Origin of the sequence: Pseudomonas sp. B329, assembly GCF_023127835.1 — a bacterium.
Classification (GTDB): Bacteria; Pseudomonadota; Gammaproteobacteria; order Pseudomonadales; family Pseudomonadaceae; genus Aquipseudomonas; species Aquipseudomonas synxantha_A.
Map to the genome: position 1 here is coordinate 148,452 of NZ_SPKP01000015.1, position 22,345 is coordinate 170,796.

Annotated in this window: 6 protein-coding genes; 2 read left to right on the forward strand and 4 right to left on the reverse strand. The window is 59.4% G+C overall.

Features of this window, described 5'->3' with window-relative positions; all coding sequences use genetic code 11:
• Positions 1–20: 20 nt before the first annotated feature.
• The 3 genes from E4P00_RS10380 to E4P00_RS10390 all read right to left on the reverse strand — a co-directional run bounded on the left by E4P00_RS10380 (position 21) and on the right by E4P00_RS10390 (position 8,988).
• Positions 21–5,195 (reverse strand): DUF6543 domain-containing protein, encoded by a 5,175-nt coding sequence (locus E4P00_RS10380; protein WP_248131349.1) that lies wholly within the window; start codon positions 5,193–5,195, stop codon positions 21–23.
• An 85-nt stretch (positions 5,196–5,280) separates the two neighbouring features.
• Complete coding sequence (locus tag E4P00_RS10385) at positions 5,281–7,305, reverse strand: M3 family metallopeptidase (protein ID WP_248131351.1); 2,025 nt, start codon at positions 7,303–7,305, stop codon at positions 5,281–5,283.
• Between the two features lie 261 nt (positions 7,306–7,566).
• Positions 7,567–8,988, reverse strand: a complete 1,422-nt coding sequence (locus E4P00_RS10390; protein WP_248131353.1) for an amino acid permease — start codon at positions 8,986–8,988, stop codon at positions 7,567–7,569.
• Between the two features lie 451 nt (positions 8,989–9,439).
• On the opposite strand from E4P00_RS10390, the gene E4P00_RS10395 reads away from it, so the two are divergent.
• Both E4P00_RS10395 and E4P00_RS10400 read left to right on the forward strand, forming a co-directional pair.
• Positions 9,440–14,476, forward strand: coding sequence for a hypothetical protein (locus tag E4P00_RS10395; protein WP_248131355.1), 5,037 nt, complete (start codon positions 9,440–9,442; stop codon positions 14,474–14,476).
• A gap of 80 nt (positions 14,477–14,556) precedes the next feature.
• Entirely contained in the window at positions 14,557–17,649 is a 3,093-nt protein-coding gene (locus tag E4P00_RS10400) for a transglycosylase domain-containing protein (RefSeq protein ID WP_248131357.1), read from the forward strand.
• Here the strand turns inward: E4P00_RS10400 and E4P00_RS10405 are convergent.
• The gene (locus E4P00_RS10405; RefSeq protein ID WP_248131359.1) at positions 17,636–22,273 is read right to left on the reverse strand and encodes a hypothetical protein; all 4,638 of its coding nucleotides are present in this window, start codon (positions 22,271–22,273) and stop codon (positions 17,636–17,638) included. The genes E4P00_RS10400 and E4P00_RS10405 overlap by 14 nt on opposite strands.
• Positions 22,274–22,345 lie beyond the last annotated feature (72 nt).

A 22,345-nucleotide genomic window follows, 5' to 3' on the forward strand; every position in this document is an offset into this window, starting at 1 on the left:
GCGATGATCTGACGTTGTAGTCATAAGCCAACAGGTTTCTCTTTTCGACGCCCCAATTGTGCAATCAGGTAGGCGACGGAGTCGGCGTTGTTAAGCACCGTAAGGATGCGTTTAAGCGGATCGGTACGGAAAACTCGCCGGGCATCGACGAGGGTCTGGGTGCCTGTGACGCTGAGCAGCCTGTCAAGCACATGCTGTGTTGACGTGCCCTGGGTAGGGTCTGATTTGAGGCCGGTTGCAACATCGACAACCTGGAACAACTCATGGGTCGGAGTATTGAGCGACAGTCTTGAAATATGGCGCTTTTCCAGGGCTGCTTTTGTGTTACTGCCCTCAGGGGTTTGCGGATCAATCAGGTCATCAAACGGATGGCCTGAATGCACGTAAGCCAAGTCCAACGTCGCACAGACATGATGAGTGACTTCGTGAATGAGGGTGGTCGCACGGGCGTGAGCGCTGACATAGAACGGCTTGGTCAACAAATGACTGTATTTCAGACCCGGGTTGAAAAACGTCTCGGTCAAGTACACCAGTTGAAGGGGGTCGGGGACAATCGTAAAGGCCATCAACGTGTGTCCACCCTGAGGAGCCGGCAACCGCGATCGGCCAATGACAAATCGCGTTGAGTCCGAGGAGGTCAGTGAGGGCTCCATCAACGCAGTGCAGACCGTATCGACGATCTCCTGAATTTTTTCAAGGTGTTCGACCTCGAGCGTCTGCAAGCCGAAAAACGTTTTGATCTGTTTGACCAGCTCAGGGGCAGCAAGGGGAGTTTGTGTGATCAGGCGCAAATTTTCCTGGGCGTTCTTTGCATAAAACGTCGCCAAGGCAAGTGCATCGATGATAAGCCAGGATTCCCGAGCGTAAAGCGCTCGTATCTCGCGCATCCCGCTGGCCAATACATTCATACTCGAGCGCGCAAATGGCTCGGAGTAGAAGCGATTAAGCAATCGCGCAATTGTCCGTCGCCCCGTCAGCACTGGGCCAGCGCTACTGAGCATCCGCTGTTGTCGAGGGTTGCGCTGTACCTCAGGACCGACTTCGCCATCACCGATGATGCGCCAACCCTGGCCATGCTTGATGACTTCGAACACCTTCCCTGCCACCGCCGCGTAGTAATGGTTGGAGGTCGATCGGTAAAGGTTGAGTGAGGTGTCTTTGATCAGGCTGGCCAAGCTCGGCTCAAGGACTTCGAAACGCTGGAGCCGGGTGCGGGAAGCAGCGGTAATGTCCAGCGCGGGCCAGGACACCACAGAGGTCGCAGGTGTGGAAAGCGGCGGGATCGGCTCGGGTGCCGGGGGCATGCCGCCCTCTGATACGGGAGGCATGGAATCGCTCAAATCGGCCAGCGCGGCGACACCACCGATGAAATGACCCAGTGCCTCATGCCATTGGTGGCTTTGCAGCTCCTCGGCAGAAGCCTTGAACAGTTTATAGCTCTGCCAGACCACCAGGGGGTAGGCCAGTTTGCCGGCAAAAAATACAGTGGCCGCCTGCACGCCCTCAGAGAACACGGCCTTGGCCGTATCCCAGGCAGTGCCTGCATCAGCGGCTTTTTGGCAGCCCAGCAGCGTTGTCAGCAGCTCGACATTGTCGGTGAACAGCTGTTTGAACAGCGGCGTGTTGATGGGGTTGCTTGCCAGCTGCAGGGTGGTGCTGGCCAGGGGTTGCTCCAGTGCGCTCGTCAGTGCCGCTTGGTCAACGGTCGAGACCCCCAGCCGAACCCAACGCTGTAAGGCGCCGGCGGCTGTCAACTCAGCACGGAGTGCGGCCTCAACGGTATATTCTTTGAGGGTGTAGCCTGGACTATAGGGGGCATAAAGGATTTGAGACCCCTCGTCACCGGAGGCGGAGCCGATCAAATAAGCCCCGGGAATCTTGATGGTTTTCTTCCCGTCATCCACCAGCAGTTCCAGAGGGCGGATCATGGCGTTGGCATTCACTACTGTCGCACGAGCGATCGCATCGGGCATATCCATGATCTGTTGAATGAGCCCGAAGGCCGTCGGTGAAAGCTGGTCTTGCAACCTCATGCCGTGAGCGTATTGCATCAATTGCCACGGCAGTTGCTTGGCGAATCGCGTATAGCGTTGCTCAAAGTCCGGGCTGGCAGGGCCCAGGAAGGACTTGATGTACGTTTGGTAAGCCGCGTTGATGTTCAACGCCTGTATCCGCGTTTTCAGCGTCTGCGCATCCAGGGTGGATGGCAACGGCGTTGTACCGGTGCTGGCGAAGAGGGGCACCTCATCCTTCCAGTACGACTGATGACTCAAGGCATAGTCCAGCAGCGACTGGTTGCGGGCAGGTGTACTGCCCTGCGCCGGTAGCCCGACTTCGACTTCATCAGGTGTGACGCTGTCCTGAACGTCAAGGTCCTTGAGTAACGTGCTGAGTTTTTTGAGCGTGAACTGAGCCAGTGAGTCGACCCCGTGCAGGTAATCCTGATGGTCGGTGACGTTGTTTCGATACTGCTCCAGCAATTCGACGTACAGCTGTTGATCCACAGCATGGGCTTTGCCCAACCATTGCAAACCCTGTTGCTGGATCATGGCCTGGACCATGTCCTTGGCACGCTGCACGTTGGTGGGCGCCAGGCTTTGTGTGGCTTGAACCTGCCAGAGCTTACGCAACTGATCGACCGATAGCTGCATGGACAGGATTTGCGCCAGTTCACGGTCTTTTTGTTGAGCGTAGGTTCGTTGCAAGTGCTCAACGAGGTTGTCTTCGATCAGTTCAAGGGAACTGAATGCATAGCTCGGTTGTGCCTCCCAGTCCGGTGGCGCCAGGTTCGCCAGGAAAGCCTGTCGCTCGTTCGGGATTGCCAGGCGTCGATCCATCTCTGCTTTGAAGTCATTCAATGAGCAGAAGCTTTCCAGGCCCAACGCGGGCGTCCACAGCAGCGTGCGGCCCGAATATCGAAGATCAAGCCCGCCGCGCTCGGTCAGCACGAAACAGTTATTGAGTACCAGCGGGGTATTCTGCCCAGTCGGTACGACCTGCAAAGAGAACGCATCAGGGCGGAACCCATTGACGCCAGGGCGTAAGTCTCTGGCGTAAATACCTAACACGGTCAAAAGCACTTCGTAGTCGAGGGGCAATAAAGCGTTGTTCCAAAGCCTGACTTGCACTTCCCCTTTCAAGCCCATCTCCATTGCCTTTCTCAGCAAGGGCTGCATGTTGGGGGACACGCTGTGGGTTCTACGCAGGTACTGTTTAAACCCACCGACTGCACTGTTGATCAGCGTATTGAACGTAGCGGCGTCCATACCTGAGACCTTGGTGGCGGGTTTGCCAGGAGGGGTTGAATAGACGTGAGTGTTAAGCGGATCGATGAGTGGACCCACTTCGCCACATAAGCGCGCCAGAAAATAGTCGACCATACTGCTCGATGAGAGCAGTTGAGGTTTGTCAGTGCCATTTGAAGGGTTGCTGTATTGGCGTACCGAGAGGCACGCGGCCTGCAACTCTTGCTGCTTGATAGCGTACAGTTTGGTATTGAGATAGGTGATAACGGAACGCTCCAGCGAGGGGCGAAACGATAGGTGTTGTTCGATTTCGGCAGTGACGTTTTCGAGTAAATGCACCGTTGTGCGCATTGCAGCAAGCGTTGGTGGAATCCTGGGTTCAGTCACCGTCGCCGTCCAGGTCTCTGTCAACTGGGTACTCCAACGCCCCATGGGTTCGAAGGTCAGTAATGTTGGATCAATCATTCCACGTACATCCAGCACATGATCAACCAGGGCATCGAGGTCCATCGTGCCCTGGCTCAGGCGATACTGATCGAGGGCGTATTCAAGGTTGCGACCTTGTTTTTCAATGATGCCCTCCATGATGCGTTGGAAAATAACCCCGGTGATGGGGCCTTTGGTGACTTCGCAGGCCAGCAGGTCGACTTCGTTATAGCGTTCCGGCCTGGACAGATGCTTTCTCCAGGCATCGGCATGCTGCCGGGGGTTGAGACTATCGAGAAGGTGGGTTTTCAGGGCGCTCAGATCGGTAAACGATCGCAGGCCCTGGAGGGGGGTATAGAGCAGCCAGGGCGAGCCATTGTCGCTTTTGTTACTGCTGATGATAAGTGTGCCTGCCAGCTCGGCGGGGGTCTGTTCGGGCTCACTCAGCAGTGCCTTTTCAACATCGATCGCAGGAGCAAGCGTTGTCGCAGGCAGCGCAGCCTTGAGCGGCAAGGCCTGTAGTTGCAGACGCTGCTCAACCGTAATCGTAGTTTGCTGTTGTTGCTCCAGCGCCACCGTGAAAAAGGCATTGGCCATGGCGTTGGTAAAAAGTTGTAGCCGTGAGAACCCAGCGGCGGCCGGCAGCGTCCAAAATGTCTTGGGCTGTTGCTTCATATATGCTTTCAAGCCCTGGGCCAATCCCTGGACTGATACGTCCCAACGCAACTGATCATCAGCTTCCTGAGTAGGCTGCTGGGGGTTGTGGTAGCGCCGGGTTTCACCCACAGGCCAGCCATTGGCGACAAAATACCTGAGGACAGTTTCGCTCAAGGAGCGGGTGGTCGTGTGTCGGGACGTTGGCGAATCAGAATTGCCTGATTCGCTGGATGCGTCGATGACATAACTCTGCACTTGGATTTGGCGCTGATCGCCCCCCGTAAAAGACTGCGCCAACTTGGAGGAAATGTATTCATCCAGCAGAGAAGTGAAACTGGGCAGCTTGAGCAGCTCCTCGCGCATCAAACGAGCATTTTCGAGCAGGTTATTGGAGAGGGTCGCATGTTGTGCTTCGAAGACAGCGCCAGCCACGGTATGTGCGGTAATCGTCAGGGTTGCAGTAGGCGTCAGGGTGACTTGCTGGGAGATGGAAAGGTAATCAAGCAACGCTTGGCGCTGCGACGAGTCTTTGAGCCACGACTTCAGTTGCGTCTTGAGGATTTCATGGCTTTCCAGCTTTTCCAGACCACGAGCGGGTGTATAGAGAACAACCCCGCCTTCTGGGGCGGGGCTCATGACGAATGCACCCGCCAATTCAATAGCCGGTTGACCAAGCACATTCAGTTGCAGGGTTTGGACGTGCATCGGCGCTTTGTGCGCCCGCCGCAAAGCATCGGTGGCCAGATAGACCGAGTCGAACCAGTCAAGGTCCTTGAGGGTAAAGTTGCGTGAGCGTTGGCGCTCGCTTAGCTGCGTGCGATCTGTTTGGGTTTCGCTGAAAAAATACGGTGGGGTGTCAGTGCTCATCGAGTGCTCTCCGTGCCGGATTGGCTGCTGAAGATCACTCTGGCGTTTCAAGTTTCAGCCGAGGGGCTACATATGCACCAGCGCTTCATGCCCCGGTGGAATGCCCGACACATCCCACGCCGTCCCCCCGAAAAAGCGCAAGTGCGCTCGACAGCGTACCGGTATCGCCCTCAGTAATGAACGCGTCCCGGAAGGCTTTCCCGGTCTCCGGGTTGAACAGGCCATCACGCTCAAACCGTTCAAAAGCCTGGCGGGCCAAGACACCAGACCACTTGTAGGAATACATCTTGGCCCCATAGCTACCCATCGGTTGTTCGAAACTGTTGATCGGGCGGATGCCATCAGGCCACTGCAAATGCCCGATTTCACTGTTGGCATGGGTGAAAACCTCATGAGGTGTACGCCCGTCGCCGTAGGTACGGTGCAGCTCAAAGTCGACGAGACCCGTGAGCAAAATACTGGCGGTTTCCTGACTGGTCTGGGTGTGAGCAAATCGGCTCATTTGAGTGGCCATATCGTCAGGCAAGGGATCTCCTGTCTGGAAATCGCCGGATAGCCAGACCAGGAACGACGCAGTAAAGCAGAATTGCTCCAGCACCTGGCCGAAAAACTCCGTCGTATCATGGCCTAATTGGCCCATACCGGAAATCGCCCGGTAGGGGGCGGCGGTCAACAGGTGCTGCAGGCAGTGGCCGAATTCATGCAATAAGACCCTCAATTGCAAGTGATCCAGCAAGCAAGGCTGGGTCGCTGTCGGTCGCGGCAACTGGCTGCGCAGCACGGCTATAGGCCGTTGTGGACGCCCCTCGGCGGTCATCCGGTGATCGCGCAAACCTGAGGCGGCGCCAATCTCGCCGCCCGCCAGGCGACGATAAGGGTCAATGAACAAATACCCAATGGGCTCGGCGTACTCCCTGAGTTCAAATACCCGCACATCCGGGTGCCAGGTATCGACGGTGGTTTGTTCAATCAGCTCAACGCCGAACAGCGTTTTGGTGAACGCGCACAAGCGTTGCAGCACCGTTTCCAACGGGAAGTATTTGCGCACGGCGTCTTGGGAGACACCCGCCACGTCCTGGCGAATCTTTTCCGCATAATAGTTGTAATCCCAGGGTTCGAGCGCATCGACCCCACGTTGCGCGGCATAGCGTTGCAGTTGTTGTGCCTCATGGGCAAATGTCGTGCGTGCCCGATCAATCTGCTGATAAAGAAATGCAGTGACCTCATCGGTCGTCTGCGCCATTTGCTCCACCAACGCCAGTTCGGCGAAGTTGGCATAGCCGAGCAATTGTGCTTTCTGGTGACGGCTGTCGAGCAACACTGTCAGAACCGGTTCATTGTCGGTGGCAATGTCGTCGGGACCGGTGCCCACGGCACGGCTGTAGTAAGCCACCATCATTTCCTGGCGCAAGGCTCGATGGTCGGCGTAGCTCATCACCTCCTGAAAGGACTGCTCGGAAAGGGTTAATAACCAGCCATCCAGGCCTGCGTCCCGAGCCGCGGCCTCCATGCGTGCCAGGGTCGCGCCAGGCAACCCACTGAGCATCGCCTTATCTTGAATGTGCTTACGCCATGCGTCGCCGGAGTCTTTCACACGCCGCAGGAACTCTTGGCTGAACTCCTCGATTTGCAGGTTCAACGTTTTGAGCCGTCGTTGATTCTCAGGCGAAAGATCAAGACCCGCCAACTGGTACTTGCGCAGTATTTTATGCAATGCACTGTGGCGCTGTTGATTGAAAAGGGCTGCGGGCGGGCTATCGGCAAGTTGTCGGTGAAGCTGGTACAGATCATTGTTCGCGGCCAGCTCGGCGCAGTACTGCCTTGCAAGCTCATAACTGCGATGTGATGCCAGCTTCCATGTCGGCCCCTGGGGAACGGAGTCAAGCAACTCAATGATTTTGAGAAAGCCGTCCAGGCGTGCCTCCAGCTCTTCCACTGCTTGCACCAGGTCGTCCCACGTGGGGAATAACGACTGGCTGGCAATGATCGTGGCGGTGGTGTTGCGGCTATCAGCGATGATTTGCTCAATGGCGGGAACCAAGTGTTCTGCTCTGATGGCAGAGAATGGTGGCAAGTCGTAGGGCAGTAGCAGGGGGTTTATTTCAGGCATGAAGTCACTCTTCAAAGGTTGCTGTCGAAGCAGCCAGCCTAGGGAATGAATTATCGTTGGAGGGATAGATAGATAGATAAGGGCAAAGCGATACGCGCGTAACCGGATGCCCCGCGTTATACACAGCCACAGTGCTCGCGATATCAGGCCCCAGGGGCGGCAGGCGCCTCACCGCAAATAGAGGATCGTGCAGAAAATACGGCGGTCAGAAGCCCCACCCCGCGGTAGAGCGGGGTGGGGCTTTTTGTCACAAGACACACATCAGGACGCGGAACGCACCGTCCCTTGAGCGACGGTCTTTGGCTGCAACCTGAACACGTAGAACAGCACGGTCAACACCATCAGGAACACCGGGCCCACATACAGTGCCACACGGGTATCGGGAAAGTACGCCATCAGCCCCACCACCATCACCAGGAACGCCAGCGCCAGGTAGGAACTGACCGGGTACAACCACATGCGGTACTTGAGGCCGGCCGCCTCGGCCGGGCTCAGGCTTTTGCGGAACTTGAGCTGGGCCAGCAGGATCATCAGCCAGGTCCAGATCGCGCCGAACGTGGCAATGGAAGTGACCCACACAAAGACTTTTTCCGGGACCATGTAATTGAGCAGCACACCCAGCAACAGTACGAAGATCGACAACAGCAACGCCTTGCGCGGTACGCCGTTGCTCGACGTGGTGCCGAAGGTGGCAGGTGCCTGGCCGTTCTGCGCCAGGCTGTAGAGCATACGCCCGGTGCTGAAGATGCCGCCGTTGCAGGACGACAGCGCGGCGGTGATCACCACGAAGTTGATGATGCCCGCAGCGGTCTTGACACCCAGACGCTCGAAGGTCATCACGAATGGGCTGCCCTGGGTGCCGATTTCATTCCATGGGTAGATCGACAGGATCACAAACAACGCCCCCACGTAGAACAGCAGGATGCGCCAGAACACCGAGCCGATGGCACTGGGAATGGTCTTCTGCGGGTTCTTCGCTTCACCAGCGGTCAGGCCGATCATCTCCACGCCCAGGTAGGCGAACATCACCATCTGCAAGGACATCAACACTCCCGTGATGCCATTGGGCATAAAGCCGCCGTGGGCCCACAGGTTGGAAATGCCCAGCGCCACGCCGTCATTGCCAAAACCAAACGCGATGATGCCGACGCCGCCGATGACCATGGCAATGATGGTGACGATCTTGATCAGCGCGAACCAGAACTCGAACTCACCGAACGCCTTGACCGCGATCAGGTTGATCGTGCCCATGCTGATCAACGCCGCCAGGGCCCAGATCCAGCGTGGGGTGTCGGGAAACCAGACGCCCATGTACACGGCCACGGCGGTGATTTCCGCCACGCAGGTCACCAGCCACAGGAACCAATAGTTCCAGCCGGTGAGAAAGCCCGCCAAGGGACCGAGATAGTCTTGGGCGTAACGACTGAACGAGCCGGCGACAGGGTTGTGCACCGCCATTTCGCCGAGGGCGCGCATGATCACCAGGATCGCCAGGCCGCCAATGATGTACGAAAGCATGATCGCCGGGCCGGCCATTTCAATGGCCTTGGCCGAACCAAGGAACAGGCCGACACCGATACAGGCGCCAAGGGCCATCAGGCGAATATGCCGTTCACCGAGTTCGCGTTTGAGCGGGCCGCCTTGAGCGGTCTCGCCATGGGGCAGTGGGTTGCCGACTGGCATAAAGGTACAACCTCATTTTGTTATTGGATTGTCCGTCGAGTTTGCGGGGTGCAGGCCGGTAAGCCTGTGCCCTTGTCGAAACCGGGGCCGCCTCATGGACGGACCCTTCTTGCCGGGCAAGATCAGCGGGCCGTGCAGTATAAAAACCTCGACACAGGGCCTTTCACTATAAAACACGCCAATTTCAGCGGTACCTCGCGGGAAAAAGCCGGTTTATGGAGGGGCATTAGCTGATCCCGCGTGAAAGGCCACGGGGCGAAACGGCGGCGAGTATTGCACAGCCAGGGTGCATCGTCATGCCCCTACCATCGCCCAATGGTCACTGCGAGGGGCTCTATCTCAAGGCTTTCACGCCATAGCGATACAAACCATGGAAAAAGGCGAAAGGTCCCGGTGAAGACTGCGCCCGCAACCGGCACGCTCTGTCATTACCTTCAACGAGACTTCATGGATGACTGAATTGACCACCCGGCATGAGCAGCCGACTCCATCCCAGCGTCAGGACGGCGATCGGCAAATGCTGGACACCCTAATTGCACACCTCAAGACCGAACCCTACGCTGCCGCAGACTCACTCCCGGTGCCGACCCACTGTGCACTCGGCTGCTGGCTTGTGCTCTATCGCCAAGCCCTCGGCCACCCCTCTTTCGTGGCCTGGGCCGGGCAGCGGCGTTTCAACCCGATGGAAGTGAACGTGCGCAACGGCACTCTGTATGCCAACGGTGCCACCTTCACCTATGAGGACGCCAGCGGCTGGCAGCAGCTCGCGCCGCCCATTCGGGCCATCGCCCTGATCATCGACCCGGATGCCATCGGCCTGGCCTACCCTGCCGCAAACCTGTCACTGAGCGCCCGTCAGGTGCTGCGGTTCCACGGCTACCCCCAACCGACTACGCTTGCCCAACGCGGCGTGCTGATTGACGCACTGGGTAGGACCGAACCTGCGCTCGCGGACGCGTTCGAGCGACTGAATCAGGATCTGCACGCGGCAGCCAATGCACTGCATGCACAGATCATCGAAGACGACCTGAACGAACACACATTCAACCTGTTGAGTGTGTACCGCTGCCGTTTCCCGCTGGCTGGCGGCTCGTTCTGGGCCGTGACCATGCAGACCGCCGCAACGTTACTCGGGGAGATCACTGAGCATCCGCAGTTTCTCGCCTTGACTCGCCCCGATGCACTGACCCAAGGCCTGTACGAATTTGACCACCAGCAACACTCGATCAGAGGCGCCGGCCCCTGGGGTCAACGGGTAGACATCAGCCATGAACAACTGTCGCAGCTGCCGCTGGGCGATCGCCTTGAACGCTTGCAAGCCTGCGCTGCGGCCATGAACCTGTTCGTCCATCAGGACGGCCAATTCAGCCTCGCCCAGTTGCTCAGCTTGCACGACCTGCCGTTGCCGGATAATCGCGAGGCGGCCTGGGAGCTGATGGAACAACTGCAGCGTAGCGAACCGGTGCCGGTGCCGCCCGTGAGTGATCTGGCGCATTCCGACGTCGCCTTGCGCCAGTATCGACAACGCCTCGAAACCACCCGGCTCGCTAGCCCCCAGCAGGGCAATTACTGGGAAGCCTTGGGTATGCCACTACCGGGTGCGCTGACCCTTTCAACCGAACAACGCGCCAAGGTGATCCATATCAGCGCCACGTTTGTCCCACAACCCAGCTCCGGTTTGTTCAACCTGCTGGCCGCCGGTCTGCCGCCCGGGCCACCGGATGAACAACTGCAACAACTGCTTGCCGCTCCCCGTGCGCAGAAGCTGGCCGACTCATTGCTCGGCGCCGTGGGCTGGTTTGGACACGCCCCCGGTGAAACGACCAACAACACCAGTCGAGACGCATTGGTCCTTGCCGCGCTGATCCTCAGTCTCGACCCGCAGGCCGCACAATCGCGATACACCCTCGCCGGCCTGAACCTGAACCACAGCGATTACCATGGGCATCGTTATGCAGACCTGCGCCGCTCACTTGAGCTGCACCTGATTGCGGCCGGTGTTGCTACTCCTCAAACCACGGGGTTGGCCGCACACCTGTTGCTGGCGGGTGTCGCACCGGAGGTTTTGGTGCAAGGCATCCCTGATTCGCTGTACTTCATGACTTCCCACGCCTGGATGCTGTTCAAACAAGGCGTGATGCTGGCAGAAGAGCTCGCCTGCGGGTCAACACGACAGCTGGCGTTCAGCGACATCATCGCGCTTGCCATCCAGGAGCCGGCGACGGACCAGGAACGCTTGTGGCGCGAGCATTACGCCACCGCCACTCTGATCGACTGGGCAATCGTCCACGGCGAACTGCGACCTGCACAGACCTATCGAACCGATGAACTCGACGCCATCAAAGAGCGCCTGAAGGCCCGTATAAAGACTTTGCACGACGCAGCCGAAACCTTGCGCAGCAGGCTCATCACGCGCCGCAGCCTGGCCTTGAGGGACCTTAAACGCGTCTTCCCCAACCACCGCTGGCTGAAGAAAAAATGCCTGCAAGAAGGACAAGGCCCCTTTCGGCTCCCCTCCTACAGACCGACCACGGGCGTAAAGCTTCAGTCGTTGGCGGATCTGCATATGGGCGGCCACCTGCAACCCATTGACGATAAATGGCGCTCAACCGACCCCGAACTCGACCTCGCCCTGCTGAAAAAAAACTTTGGCCAGTTGCGCGATGTCAACGCGCTGTTCAGCGAGGCCGCTGGTGCTTACACGCAAAGACTCAAGGAGGCGTTTATCCGAGCGATCAGTTACCTGCTGTCGCAGTTACCACTGGCCGACCGCAAGCGCTTGCACGAGGGGGCGGTACAACTGCTCGTGGTGAGGCAAGCAGCCAGCAAGCCGCAGATCGAGGAAGGGCCCGGAGAGAAAATGGCCCGTACCGGCCGGTTCGGCTTCATCCTGCGTAGTACGGCAGTCAACACCGTCCATGACTACGAACTGTTTCCCCTGCTCAATCAAGTGCAACAAAACACCCGCCTTCCCGCCATCCTGGAACTAGGAGGCCGCCCGCTCAAAGTCACCACCGGCTCCCCCCACAGCACACGACCGATCGCGTATTTGCATGAGGGCAGTCGCCTGGCCATTGATGAGGATGCCTACTTCAAAGGCAGCCCACCCACACCTGGAAGGTATTGCACCGTTATCGTGGATCAACTCTGGCATTTCGAGGGGCTCCCGGCCATTGCTAGTCCGCTGGTGTTCGACTCGCCAAGAAACCTCACATTGGCGAGCACCATCGTCAATCACCACTTTTTCATCGATATCGATACCTGGGTGGCCCAGGCCAAAGGCTTGACCACCCTTGAAGAGCGAAAAAAAAACAGCGAGCAGTTGTTAGAGGCGCTGCTGGGCTTCATACCCTTCTGGACCTGCGGCCATGACCTCGCCTCCGGGGAAATCAAACGCGTGCTCGATGGCACACTGGGCTGTTTCTTCGACATGCTTGGCCTGATCATGCCGACCAAAGGCTTCATTACCAGCGGCTGGGGCCGCCTGATCAAGCCCGCACCGGCCTACTTGAAACTGCTGCAACTGACCAGACTCAGCGCCACCTTTATCAATGAGTTGCTCAACCCACTGGAGGCGGTGCCATCGTTGGTGCGCCTGACGGCCTATGGCCTGGCCAGGTTAAACCACTCAGGCCAGCGGGCACTGGCGGGCGCACTGCGTCATGCCCAGCAACGTCTGGCCCATGGGACGCCGATGGATTACGCCCGGCTGATCAACCGCGCCGACGTCAGGCCTGGCGTTCTGATGCACCCTGAGGGGCTGACGCCTCTGTTGGCGATCAGGCGCGCCAACGCCTGGCATGCCTTTGACCCCTTCAGTGCAAGGCCGTACGGTCCCGCGCTGGAAGGTTTGCAACTGGACACCATGATGGCCGTCACACCGGTCAGCTTCGCCGACGGCTACAAGGCGCTCGTTGTAGAGCCCTTTTTTGACACGGCGCCCTTGCTCATTCAACGCGCCGACGCGACCGACTTGTTGGACCAAGGCCGCGTCTGGCGTTTGTCCCATAAACACCCCAGCCAGCTGGACGAACTCACCTCAGCGGCCCATGCCAAGCTCACCGACCACTTCGACTCGGTCTGCCCCGTCGGCAGAGCAAAGCGCAGCCCGGGGGTGCCCCTCATCTGTTTCACCAAAAGGCTGTACGCCTTTAAGGATTCGATTCATAAACGTCGAGTCCAGGCGCTCGACCATATTCGCATCCAGCCGGCGCCGATGATCGGCGGCAACAAACGCCAGTTGGTCTATTACCGAAACGTGCATGATGTCACCCCGGACTTCGACGGCTTCGAGCTGACCCCTCACCCCCAACCCTCAGCATTGATCTACCAACAGCAGGTCAGCGGCAGGCGCATTGACAGCGAGCCGCAGTTCGGCTTGCCCGAAGACGACCTGGACAACCTGCTCACCCGTAAAACCCAAGTCGTTGAAATCGATGGGCTGGTGAACCTCATCAATGACCGCAGAACGCTTCGGGCGCTGGAGATCACCCTACCCAACACGACAACACCTTACTGGGTGGCCGAGCCCGATGTGGGTGTTTTTTACCGGACAAACGCAACGCCCAGCGGCGCCGACACCTTGCAATTCCAGCAATTGAATTTCAGCCAAGGCGGCGACGATACAGCGCTGATCAGGGCCTACTGCGATACCAAAATGCAGTTCTTGAAAGCCGGCGGGATGATTCCCGACCAACCGCTGATCACACTGCCGACCCTCGAAGTCCTGTACCGACAGTTGAGCAAGCGCGGGTTTTTGCCGAAAAAAATCGAAAATATCCGCAAAAAGGCCAGCCCCCTGAGGGTCATCAAGCAGCGGGAACTGCTGCTTAACGCCTCGGACGAGGGAAGGCGCCTGGATATCAATGTGGTCTCGCGGCCGGTGCAACTGGACATCTGGCCACCCAGCTCCGCCACGGGTAGCCCGCTCAACAAATACCTCGCAGAGCAAGCCAACGTCAGCACCCAGGCAGTGGTGGATAGAACCGGCCTGAGATCAAACAACGTCGTCGGGGCGACCCCGGCTGAAATCCTGCGACTGCAAGAAGCTGAACCCGTTGTGATGTGGGAATACAGCAAGATCGGCCACCCGAACTACACCGAGGTCATTCTCAAGACCGGTGCCGGCAATTGTGACCAGATGGCCCATGTGGCGTGTGAAATGATCCGAACCAATGGTGGCGTCGCTCACGTGTGGTACTGCCGGGGTCATACCTTTGTGGTGGTCGGTACGGTCCCTGCGGGCTTGACCCAGACCCTGGATTTCCAGGGCGCCGACTGGGCGAACCTGTCTATCTGCGACCCCTGGGCATCCATTACGTGTCCGGCGCAGGACTATATACGGCAACTGAAGATAAAAATGACCGTCTGGTACCTGGAGGACAAGATGGTGTTTTTCCATGATGGCGTGAGCCGTCGCTGGGCACCGGCCAATGACCCGACCTGGCTGAACATACTGGAGACCAGCATTAAATATCCGATGCCATGAACACATTTTTTCCCCAACCGGCTACCCGCGACTAAGCTTCAGGCAAGTCCGATCAATCTGCGTGCAGGGGTCAATCGACTATGGGCGCACTGTGGCAAACCGAATCAAGCAAGGCTGCGAAACTACAAGGCAGTCCGGACCCAGCGCCTTTACCTAAAAATAAACCCCAGCCCCGTTATGTACGGCGGCTGTTCTGGTTGATCGTGCTGATGGCGCTGGTGGCCTTGGGGTTTGCCGCCACCAAAGAGATGCGCACTTCACGCCTGCAGGCCCAGGAACTCAGCCGCCTGGCCCGTACCCTCACCTACCAGGTACAACCCGGCCCCAGCGATGCCATCGCCTATCCCGGTGCCGGCCCGTTCGACCGGCGCCTGGGTTACAGCGACCTCGGCACCTTCCTGCCGCGCTTGCTCAAACGCGGCTATGTAATCGAGGCCCAGGCACGCTTTTCGCCCCAATTGATGGACTACAGCGCCAAGGGCCTGTTCGTGCCCTACACGGAAAAGATCCAGGCCGGGCTGTCCATCACCGATTGCCGAGCCGTGCCGCTCTACCAGTACAAGTACCCGCAACAGTTGTATGAGAGCTTCGACGCCATTGCGCCTCTGGTGATCAGCAGCCTGCTGTTCATTGAAAACCGCGACCTTCTCGACCCCACTCAACCTCAGGCCAACCCTGCCGTTGACTGGCCGCGCTTTGCCAACGCCGCGTGGTCGCAAGTGGCAAAGGCGCTGCATCTGCCGGGACAGAGTGCCGGCGGCAGCACCTTGGCCACGCAGCTGGAAAAATACCGCCACTCTCCGGATGGCCTGACCGTGTCGGGCACCGAGAAACTGCGACAGATGTTTTCTGCCGCCGTGCGGGCCTATCGCAATGGGCCACAAACCTTACCGGCGCGGCAGAATATCCTGCGTGACTACCTCAACAGCGTGCCGCTGTCGGCAGTGCCCGGCCATGGCGAAGTGCACGGTTTGGCCGAGGGGCTGCGAGTGTGGTACGGCGCCGACTTCAACCAGGTCAATCAGGCGCTGGTCGGCCCGGTGAATAGCGAGCAAGGTCTGGCCCTGCGTCAGGTGTTGTCGTTGATCATTGCCCAGCGCCGCCCTTCTTACTACCTGGCCAAAGGTCGGGAAGAGCTGGCCCAACTCACCGACAGCCATCTGCGGTTGCTGGCCCACAACGGTGTGATTGCCCCTGCGCTGTTGCAGGCAGCGCTGACATCCAAGGTCAGTTATCGCGACTGGGTGCAACAACCCACAATGCAACCCATCGAGACGACCAAAGGCATCAGCATGGCCCGCGCCCGCCTCGCCGCCCTGCTCGACCGCCCGCTGTACGATCTGGACCGCCTCGATCTCTCGGCCACCAGCACTCTGCAAGCACCGTTGCAGGCCCAGGCCAGCGATTACCTCAAACGCCTCGCCGAACCGGACTACGCACGCCAGGTCGGCCTGCTCGGCGATCGCCTGCTGACCCCAACCAGTACCGCGCAAGTACGTTACAGCTTCACCCTGTTCGAGCTGACACCGGACGGCTCACGGGTACGTGTACAAACCGACAATACCGACCAGCCCTTCGATATCAACGAAGGCAGCAAACTCGAGCTAGGCTCCACGGCCAAGCTGCGAGTGCTGACCACCTACCTGCAAATCATCACCGAGCTGCACGACAAGTACGCCCCCCAAACGAGCGCCGCACTGAAGAAAGTCGACATCGCCGAACAGGACCGCATCAGCCGCTGGGCCGTCGACTATCTGATCCAGACACCGGATAAATCCTTGGCCAACATGCTCGACGCCGCCCTCGACCGCACTTACTCGGCCAGCCCCAACGAAGGTTTTTTCACCGGCGGCGGTATGCATCGCTTCCACAATTTTCGCAACGAAGACAACGGCCGCAGCCCGACCCTGCGCGACGCCCTGCGCGAGTCGATCAACCTGCCGTTCATTCGCCTGATGCGTGACCTGGTGCGTTTCAGCACCTATGCGGGCGCCAACAACAGCGCCGAGTTGCTCAAGGACGACAGTGACCCGCGCCGCCAGGAATACCTTGCCGACTTCGCCGACCGCGAGGGTACGACGTTCCTGCGCAAGTTCTGGAAGAAGTACCAGAAGAAAGACACCCAGGACCGCCTCGACACCTTTCTCGACGGCCTGCGCCCCACGCCGATCCGCCTGGCCGCCGTGCACCGTTACTTGTTGCCCAACGCCAGCCAGGGCAGCTTCGACCTGTTCGTGCGTGCGCACCTGAACGGCATCAAAACCAATGAGAAACTCACCGATGAGCGCCTGCAAAATCTCTACAAAGCTTACGGCCCCGGCAACTATGACCTGCCCGACCAGGGCTATATCGCCAAGGTGCACCCTCTGGACCTGTGGCTGATGGGCTACCTGCTCAATCATCCCGAGGCAACCTTCAGTGAGGTGGTCAAAGCCAGCCAGTTCGAGCGCCAGGAGGTCTACAGCTGGCTGTTCAAGAGCCGTCATCAGAGCGCCCGCGACAGTCGTATCCGGACCATGCTCGAGGTCGAAGCCTTCCTCGATATTCATCAGCGCTGGCAGGCGGTGGGCTATCCGTTCGACCATCTGGTGCCCTCCCTGGCCACGGCCATCGGCAGCTCCGGCGATCGCCCGGCGGCGCTCGCGGAATTGATGGGGATCATCCTCAACGATGGCGTGCGTGCGCGGGTGGTGCGTATCGACAGTCTGCACTTTGCCGCTGATACACCGTATGAAACCCAAGTGATCAACGACCCCGCCGAAGGCAAACGGGTGATGCCGCTCGAAGTGGCGCGAGCACTGCGCGGGGCCTTGTCCCAAGTGGTGGATGCCGGTACGGCCAAACGCGTGGCCGGCAGTTTCAAGCTGGACGACGGCACACCGCTGGCCATGGGCGGCAAGACCGGCACCGGTGACAACCGTATCGAAGCCATCGGCGCCGGCGGCCGGGTACTCAGTTCCAAGGCGATCAACCGCACTGCCACCTTTGTGTTCTATATCGGTGACCGGCACTTCGGCACGCTCACTGCCTTCGTCCCAGGCAGTTCGGCACAAACCTTCAAGTTCACCTCGGCGTTGCCCGTGCAGGTGCTCAAAGGCATGGCGCCAATTCTGCTGCCGTACCTAAATCCAGGCAGCCACACGCTGTGCCAGCCCGTGGCTAGTCAACACTGAAAAACAGGCGTCGGGCAAAAGGCCGCGTAATCTTATCCCGGTCAATTTCCAGAGTCTGGCGCACACGCCCGGTCTGGCCACTGCGCATACGTGTGAACGCCTCGGCCTCGACCCGGGCCTGGGCCTGGCGCCCCAGGCGCTCCTGCTCGGGGCTCTTGAGGTGGGGATCGCCCACATAATGATCATCCGGCCCCTGGGCCGTTTTGTAGTGGAAGTGGGCATAGCACAAAACCCGGACGGTATTCCTCGCGTCAACGACCACATACACCTGCAGGTAATCATCAACCGTGTCCTTGAGCAGTACGCGCTGCCCCTTGCGGTAAATGAGCACTTCATTGTGGCGCTTAAGAAAGTCGACGTGGTCCTGAGTGCGGGGCCGCAGCCGGGTCGCTTTAATCCGTGCCGCCAACCCGGCAGCCTTCAGTCGGGCCTCGGCCAGCCGTAGGTCGCGCGCCATCGCCAGTGCCTTGGCTTGCTGCACAGCCACCAGTCGAACGGTTTCCATACCCTGGCGCCTGCGGTCAATCGCCTCGGCGGTCCAGCGGCGGTTATTGGCCTGCGCCTCGAGCAGGTACTCCAGGGAAGACGGATCGTTGATCCGCTCAATCAGAACCTCCACCTGCTGGATCGCTCTACGCTCATCATCCAGCAGTGCCTGACCCTTTTTCAGCAAGCTACCAAGCTGCGCATCAGGCTTGGGCGTCGGCGTCACCGGTTCCCAAACCCCGTCCCGGGCCTCGGTAAACGTGCCGATCAGCTCGCCGTCAGCCTCATGCAGCTCTGCGGTGACGGGCGCCAATGACGTGGCTTCATTGATCTGTACCACATACATATCGTGATTACGCGTACGGATAATTCTTTTACGCCGGGCGCCCTGGGGCACTGGGGCGGGTGCAGTAGGCCGCTCTGTCTGGGGTTCAGGTTGCAAGAGGCTCGCCAGTTCTTTTTCGACCTGTTGGTGCAGGCTTGCAAGCAGCTCCTGCAGTTTTTGCAGGTACTCCAAGTCGAATCTTTCCGGTTCCATGGCACGCCAGAATTCAATCTGATCGTCGACTTGCGCATAGACGTGGTCAATATTCTTAAGCAGTTCAATTCGTTCTGCCGGCGTTGTTTGCAGCTGTTGTAAGTCCGCCAGAGAGCGAGTGGCACGGCGTGCACGCTTGACGGCTTCGTTGACAGCGTCGAAGAAATCGTCGCTGAGCTCAGGTCCCGCAACATCAATCGAAATGCCCCACAAGGTCGTCAGTTGCAAGACTTGCAGATCCTGTATCAAAGGGCGCCCGGCTAGTGTCAGCTCTTGGGCCTTGTCCCGACCTAGTCGGGGAACACGGCTCAAGTCATCCAGATACCCGGCCTCCAGGGTTCGCCAGCGGATGCCCTTTTCCTGCACGGCCGCCAACTCACGCATGAGGGTGCCCAGCTTGGCATGATCCTGCCGGTTGATATCCGATTCGGCTTCTTCCGGGGTTTCCTCACTCAGTCGGTCCAGCAGCGGTCTGAGCCTGGCATTGCAGTCCACTACGTGTCGTCGAGACTGTGTATCCAATAACTGTGCGGTCAGAATCACTGACGCCAACACGTTGCAAAGCTCTTCTTCATAACCAGGGCGAGGAGCCAATTCCCGTAGGTGCTTGAGCAGTCGCAACTCCCGCTGTGCATGCTGAAACTTGTTGCTCATTTCCCGACCATAGCGCTCCCATGCCTGGGTACGTTGCGGGTCAGTGATTTGCCCGGCGGGCCGGGTCGCCAACGTGCGTGCCAGGTGCATCGCGGTGTTCGCCCTGGCGCAGTCCGCCTGGGCATTTCTATAGTCAGCCTCAAGTGCTGAGAGGATGGCCGGCTGCGCTTGCCGGGCTTGCTCAATCACCTCGTCGGCATTGCCGCCCGACAACCGCAGTCTCAAGTCAAAGTCCCACCGCCCCTGGCCCAGATGCCTGAGCCAAGGCCCAAGGGTGGCGCCATCAGCGCTGACCACCCGGACCACGCCTTGATTGATTTGCACCCGGTACAGCGCCCCTCGAACCAACGCCTGCCATTGCGGGGGCACATGGGAGGTATCACGCAACAAGCCCTGGATCGCACCACTGGGCTCGGCGTTATCCAGGGCAACCGGCCAGGGCGTGGGGAAGGTCTTCAGGCGCAACGGCTGGATCAACGCCCGCTGTTGCGGGGTCAGCACGTCGCGGGCATTGGCCCAGCGGGTGGACGTGTAGAACGTCGCCGGCGGGGGAACAGGCTTGAGCGGTACAGCCCGTTGCACGGGTTCGACACGCGCCAAAGGTGCAAATACCGGGTGCTCCAGCGCCAAATGCTGTTGGGCATCCTGGGGCGTGGCCTGATGGGCCACAATCGCCATCAGGTTCACCAGCATGTCGGTGAGGGCTGCACTCCTCGTTTGCGCGTCGTCACTCTGCAGCCCTCGGACATCGCGCTGCGCGCTGTCAACTAACTGAGCCAGCCAGCCTCCCAGCATCAACGGCCCGTTGAGCAACGGCAGCACAGTGCCCAGTAGCAGCCAACCGACCTGCTTCAAGTTGGCCCAACGCTGCTCGGCATTCGACACCGACTGGCGGTCTGCCAGGGCTACCAATGCCTGGGTCGTGGCGTTGAACACCTGGTCCGCCGGGTCGGTGGCGCCTACCTGTTTGCTCAGTTGTGCCGGTGCCGGCGCCTCATACACGCTGAACTCATCGCCCGGTAGAACGCGGCGAATATGCGGCTCATGAAAGCCATTGTTGGCATAGATCGCCTGGCGCTCAGGCACAAGCCAGGTCAACACATTGTCCTGCAGGGCACCTGGGGTCTTGATCGCCGTAAACAGAGCCTCCAGCGATTCATATTCCAGCAGCATCGGGCTGAACAGTGGCCGGTACAACAGGTGCGGGCCGACTTGCCCTTGTTGCGACCCAATGATGAACATGTTGGCGACCACATCCGCTGCGGCCTGCGCCGAAGCCTTGAACGCCAACGGCCACAGCGCGACCGCCTGCCCACCCGCCTTGCGTTCGACGGCACTCGCCTGCAAGGCCGCGAGTACCCGCTGAAAACCGCTCCACGTCACACCGTGCTCGCCCTTGATCTTCGATTCCAGGGCCAACATCGGCAGTTGCACCCGCAGTTGCCGGCTGAACTGCTGCCGGCGGCGGGCGGCCCCAGCCGTGTCGTCGATCAGTGTTTTTTTCAGCAGGGCAGGATAGGTTTGTCCCACATCCGCCTCGTCCATACAGCGTTTGATCAGGTCGTACGTCAGCCAGGCCGGTGCCTCTGCGTCGTTGAGCGTGATGCGTTTGGGGGTGTGCGGGAAGCCGGCGAGATTTTCCAGGGCCAGCTCGGTCATTGTCACCGTGACAGGGTCCACTTCCCCGGCAATGAACCCGCCAGGCACCGGCACGGCTGCCGCGACCACTCGATCAAAAGTCAGCGAAACGTCACCCGGCTCAAGGTTCTTCGCACCCGGTTGCCTCCTCAGGCACTGCTGTAACTGGCGGTCGGCGTACTGGCTAATCGACTCGATACCCTCAAGAAAATGCGCAGCCCCGCTTTCATGCTGGGCCAACACCCACTGCTGCAACAACTGGGCGTAGGCGATGCTGTCCTCAGGGCTCGCCTGGATCAGCCACCCCGGCATGGCCTGGCGCAAACGCTGCTGGGGCGCGCTCAGTTCACAGATAAACCAACGCCTGGGATCAATGATGTAATCGAGCAACGCTTGGCACACCTGCGGCGTACGCAGCACCGTGCGCGGGATGCTAGCGATCTCCAGCAGTTGGCGTGCCAGGTAACTCGACGCCAAGGCATCGAACGGGTCGCCTTGAGCCTCCACGACGAACCACTGGTCAGCCGCCCCTGTCAGCACCGGGCTGGTGTAAGCCGCCAACAAAGCGCCGATGTCGTCCAGTCTATTGAGCACGTGCATACCGCTCGCAGGGCTGAACAGCAAGGTAGTAGAGCCATGGTTGAGGACCAGCAGCGGCAACATCTGCGTTTGATCGCCCCCTTGCAGGTGGACGGTCTGCACCCGCAACGGGCCGCCATGCAGGCTCCATGCAGCGGTCGGCCGCACCGGGCGTAACAGGGTTTTGGGGAACAGCGCAGCGAAATGTTTTTCGTCCATGCCAGGGGGGTTCGGTGAGTCGTAGAGCAACGCCAACAGGTGGTCGGACAGATAGCCCCAACGGCCCCTGTTTTTCGCAAGAAGCTCACGCCACCATGTTTGCAAACGATTGGAAAAAGACTTCAGAAGCACGGCGCCGCACTCATTGATCAATTTCTCCAGCTCAGCCAGGGTCGGCCCACTCGGCGCAAACACCTCGCGAACCCGCCGGACCACAACCTGATACTGCTCGACCAGCAATGTCGGCCTGGCACTGGCCAAGCGCTGCACCAGTAATTCGGGCAAAGGCTGGTAAGTGTAGGACGGCAATGCAGCGGAGCTGCCAGCGGTAGGTGTGGCGATATGGATCAGGCCGGCCATCCACTGCTGCGGCGCAAAATGCTGGTCCAGATAGGCTTGGGCAGCCTCTTGCGCCACAGTGAGCAGTGACGGCGGATCGCGGAACAGGGTCTCGATCTGGTCAATATGGGGTTGGCGCAGGGAAGCGGGGCTGGGCTCGGTCGAGGTCATGACAGGGTTTCTCGCTGTGATAGAGCCATCGACGCTACAGACTGCCCGACACCCAGTGTCGATAAACAGTTA

Coding starts and splice junctions, on each gene's coding strand:
- E4P00_RS10405 (WP_248131359.1), bottom strand. CDS start 22,273: ATGACCTCGACCGAGCCCAGCCCCGCTTCCCTGCGCCAACCCCATATT.
- E4P00_RS10395 (WP_248131355.1), top strand. CDS start 9,440: ATGACTGAATTGACCACCCGGCATGAGCAGCCGACTCCATCCCAGCGT.
- E4P00_RS10380 (WP_248131349.1), bottom strand. CDS start 5,195: ATGAGCACTGACACCCCACCGTATTTTTTCAGCGAAACCCAAACAGAT.
- E4P00_RS10390 (WP_248131353.1), bottom strand. CDS start 8,988: ATGCCAGTCGGCAACCCACTGCCCCATGGCGAGACCGCTCAAGGCGGC.
- E4P00_RS10400 (WP_248131357.1), top strand. CDS start 14,557: ATGGGCGCACTGTGGCAAACCGAATCAAGCAAGGCTGCGAAACTACAA.
- E4P00_RS10385 (WP_248131351.1), bottom strand. CDS start 7,305: ATGCCTGAAATAAACCCCCTGCTACTGCCCTACGACTTGCCACCATTC.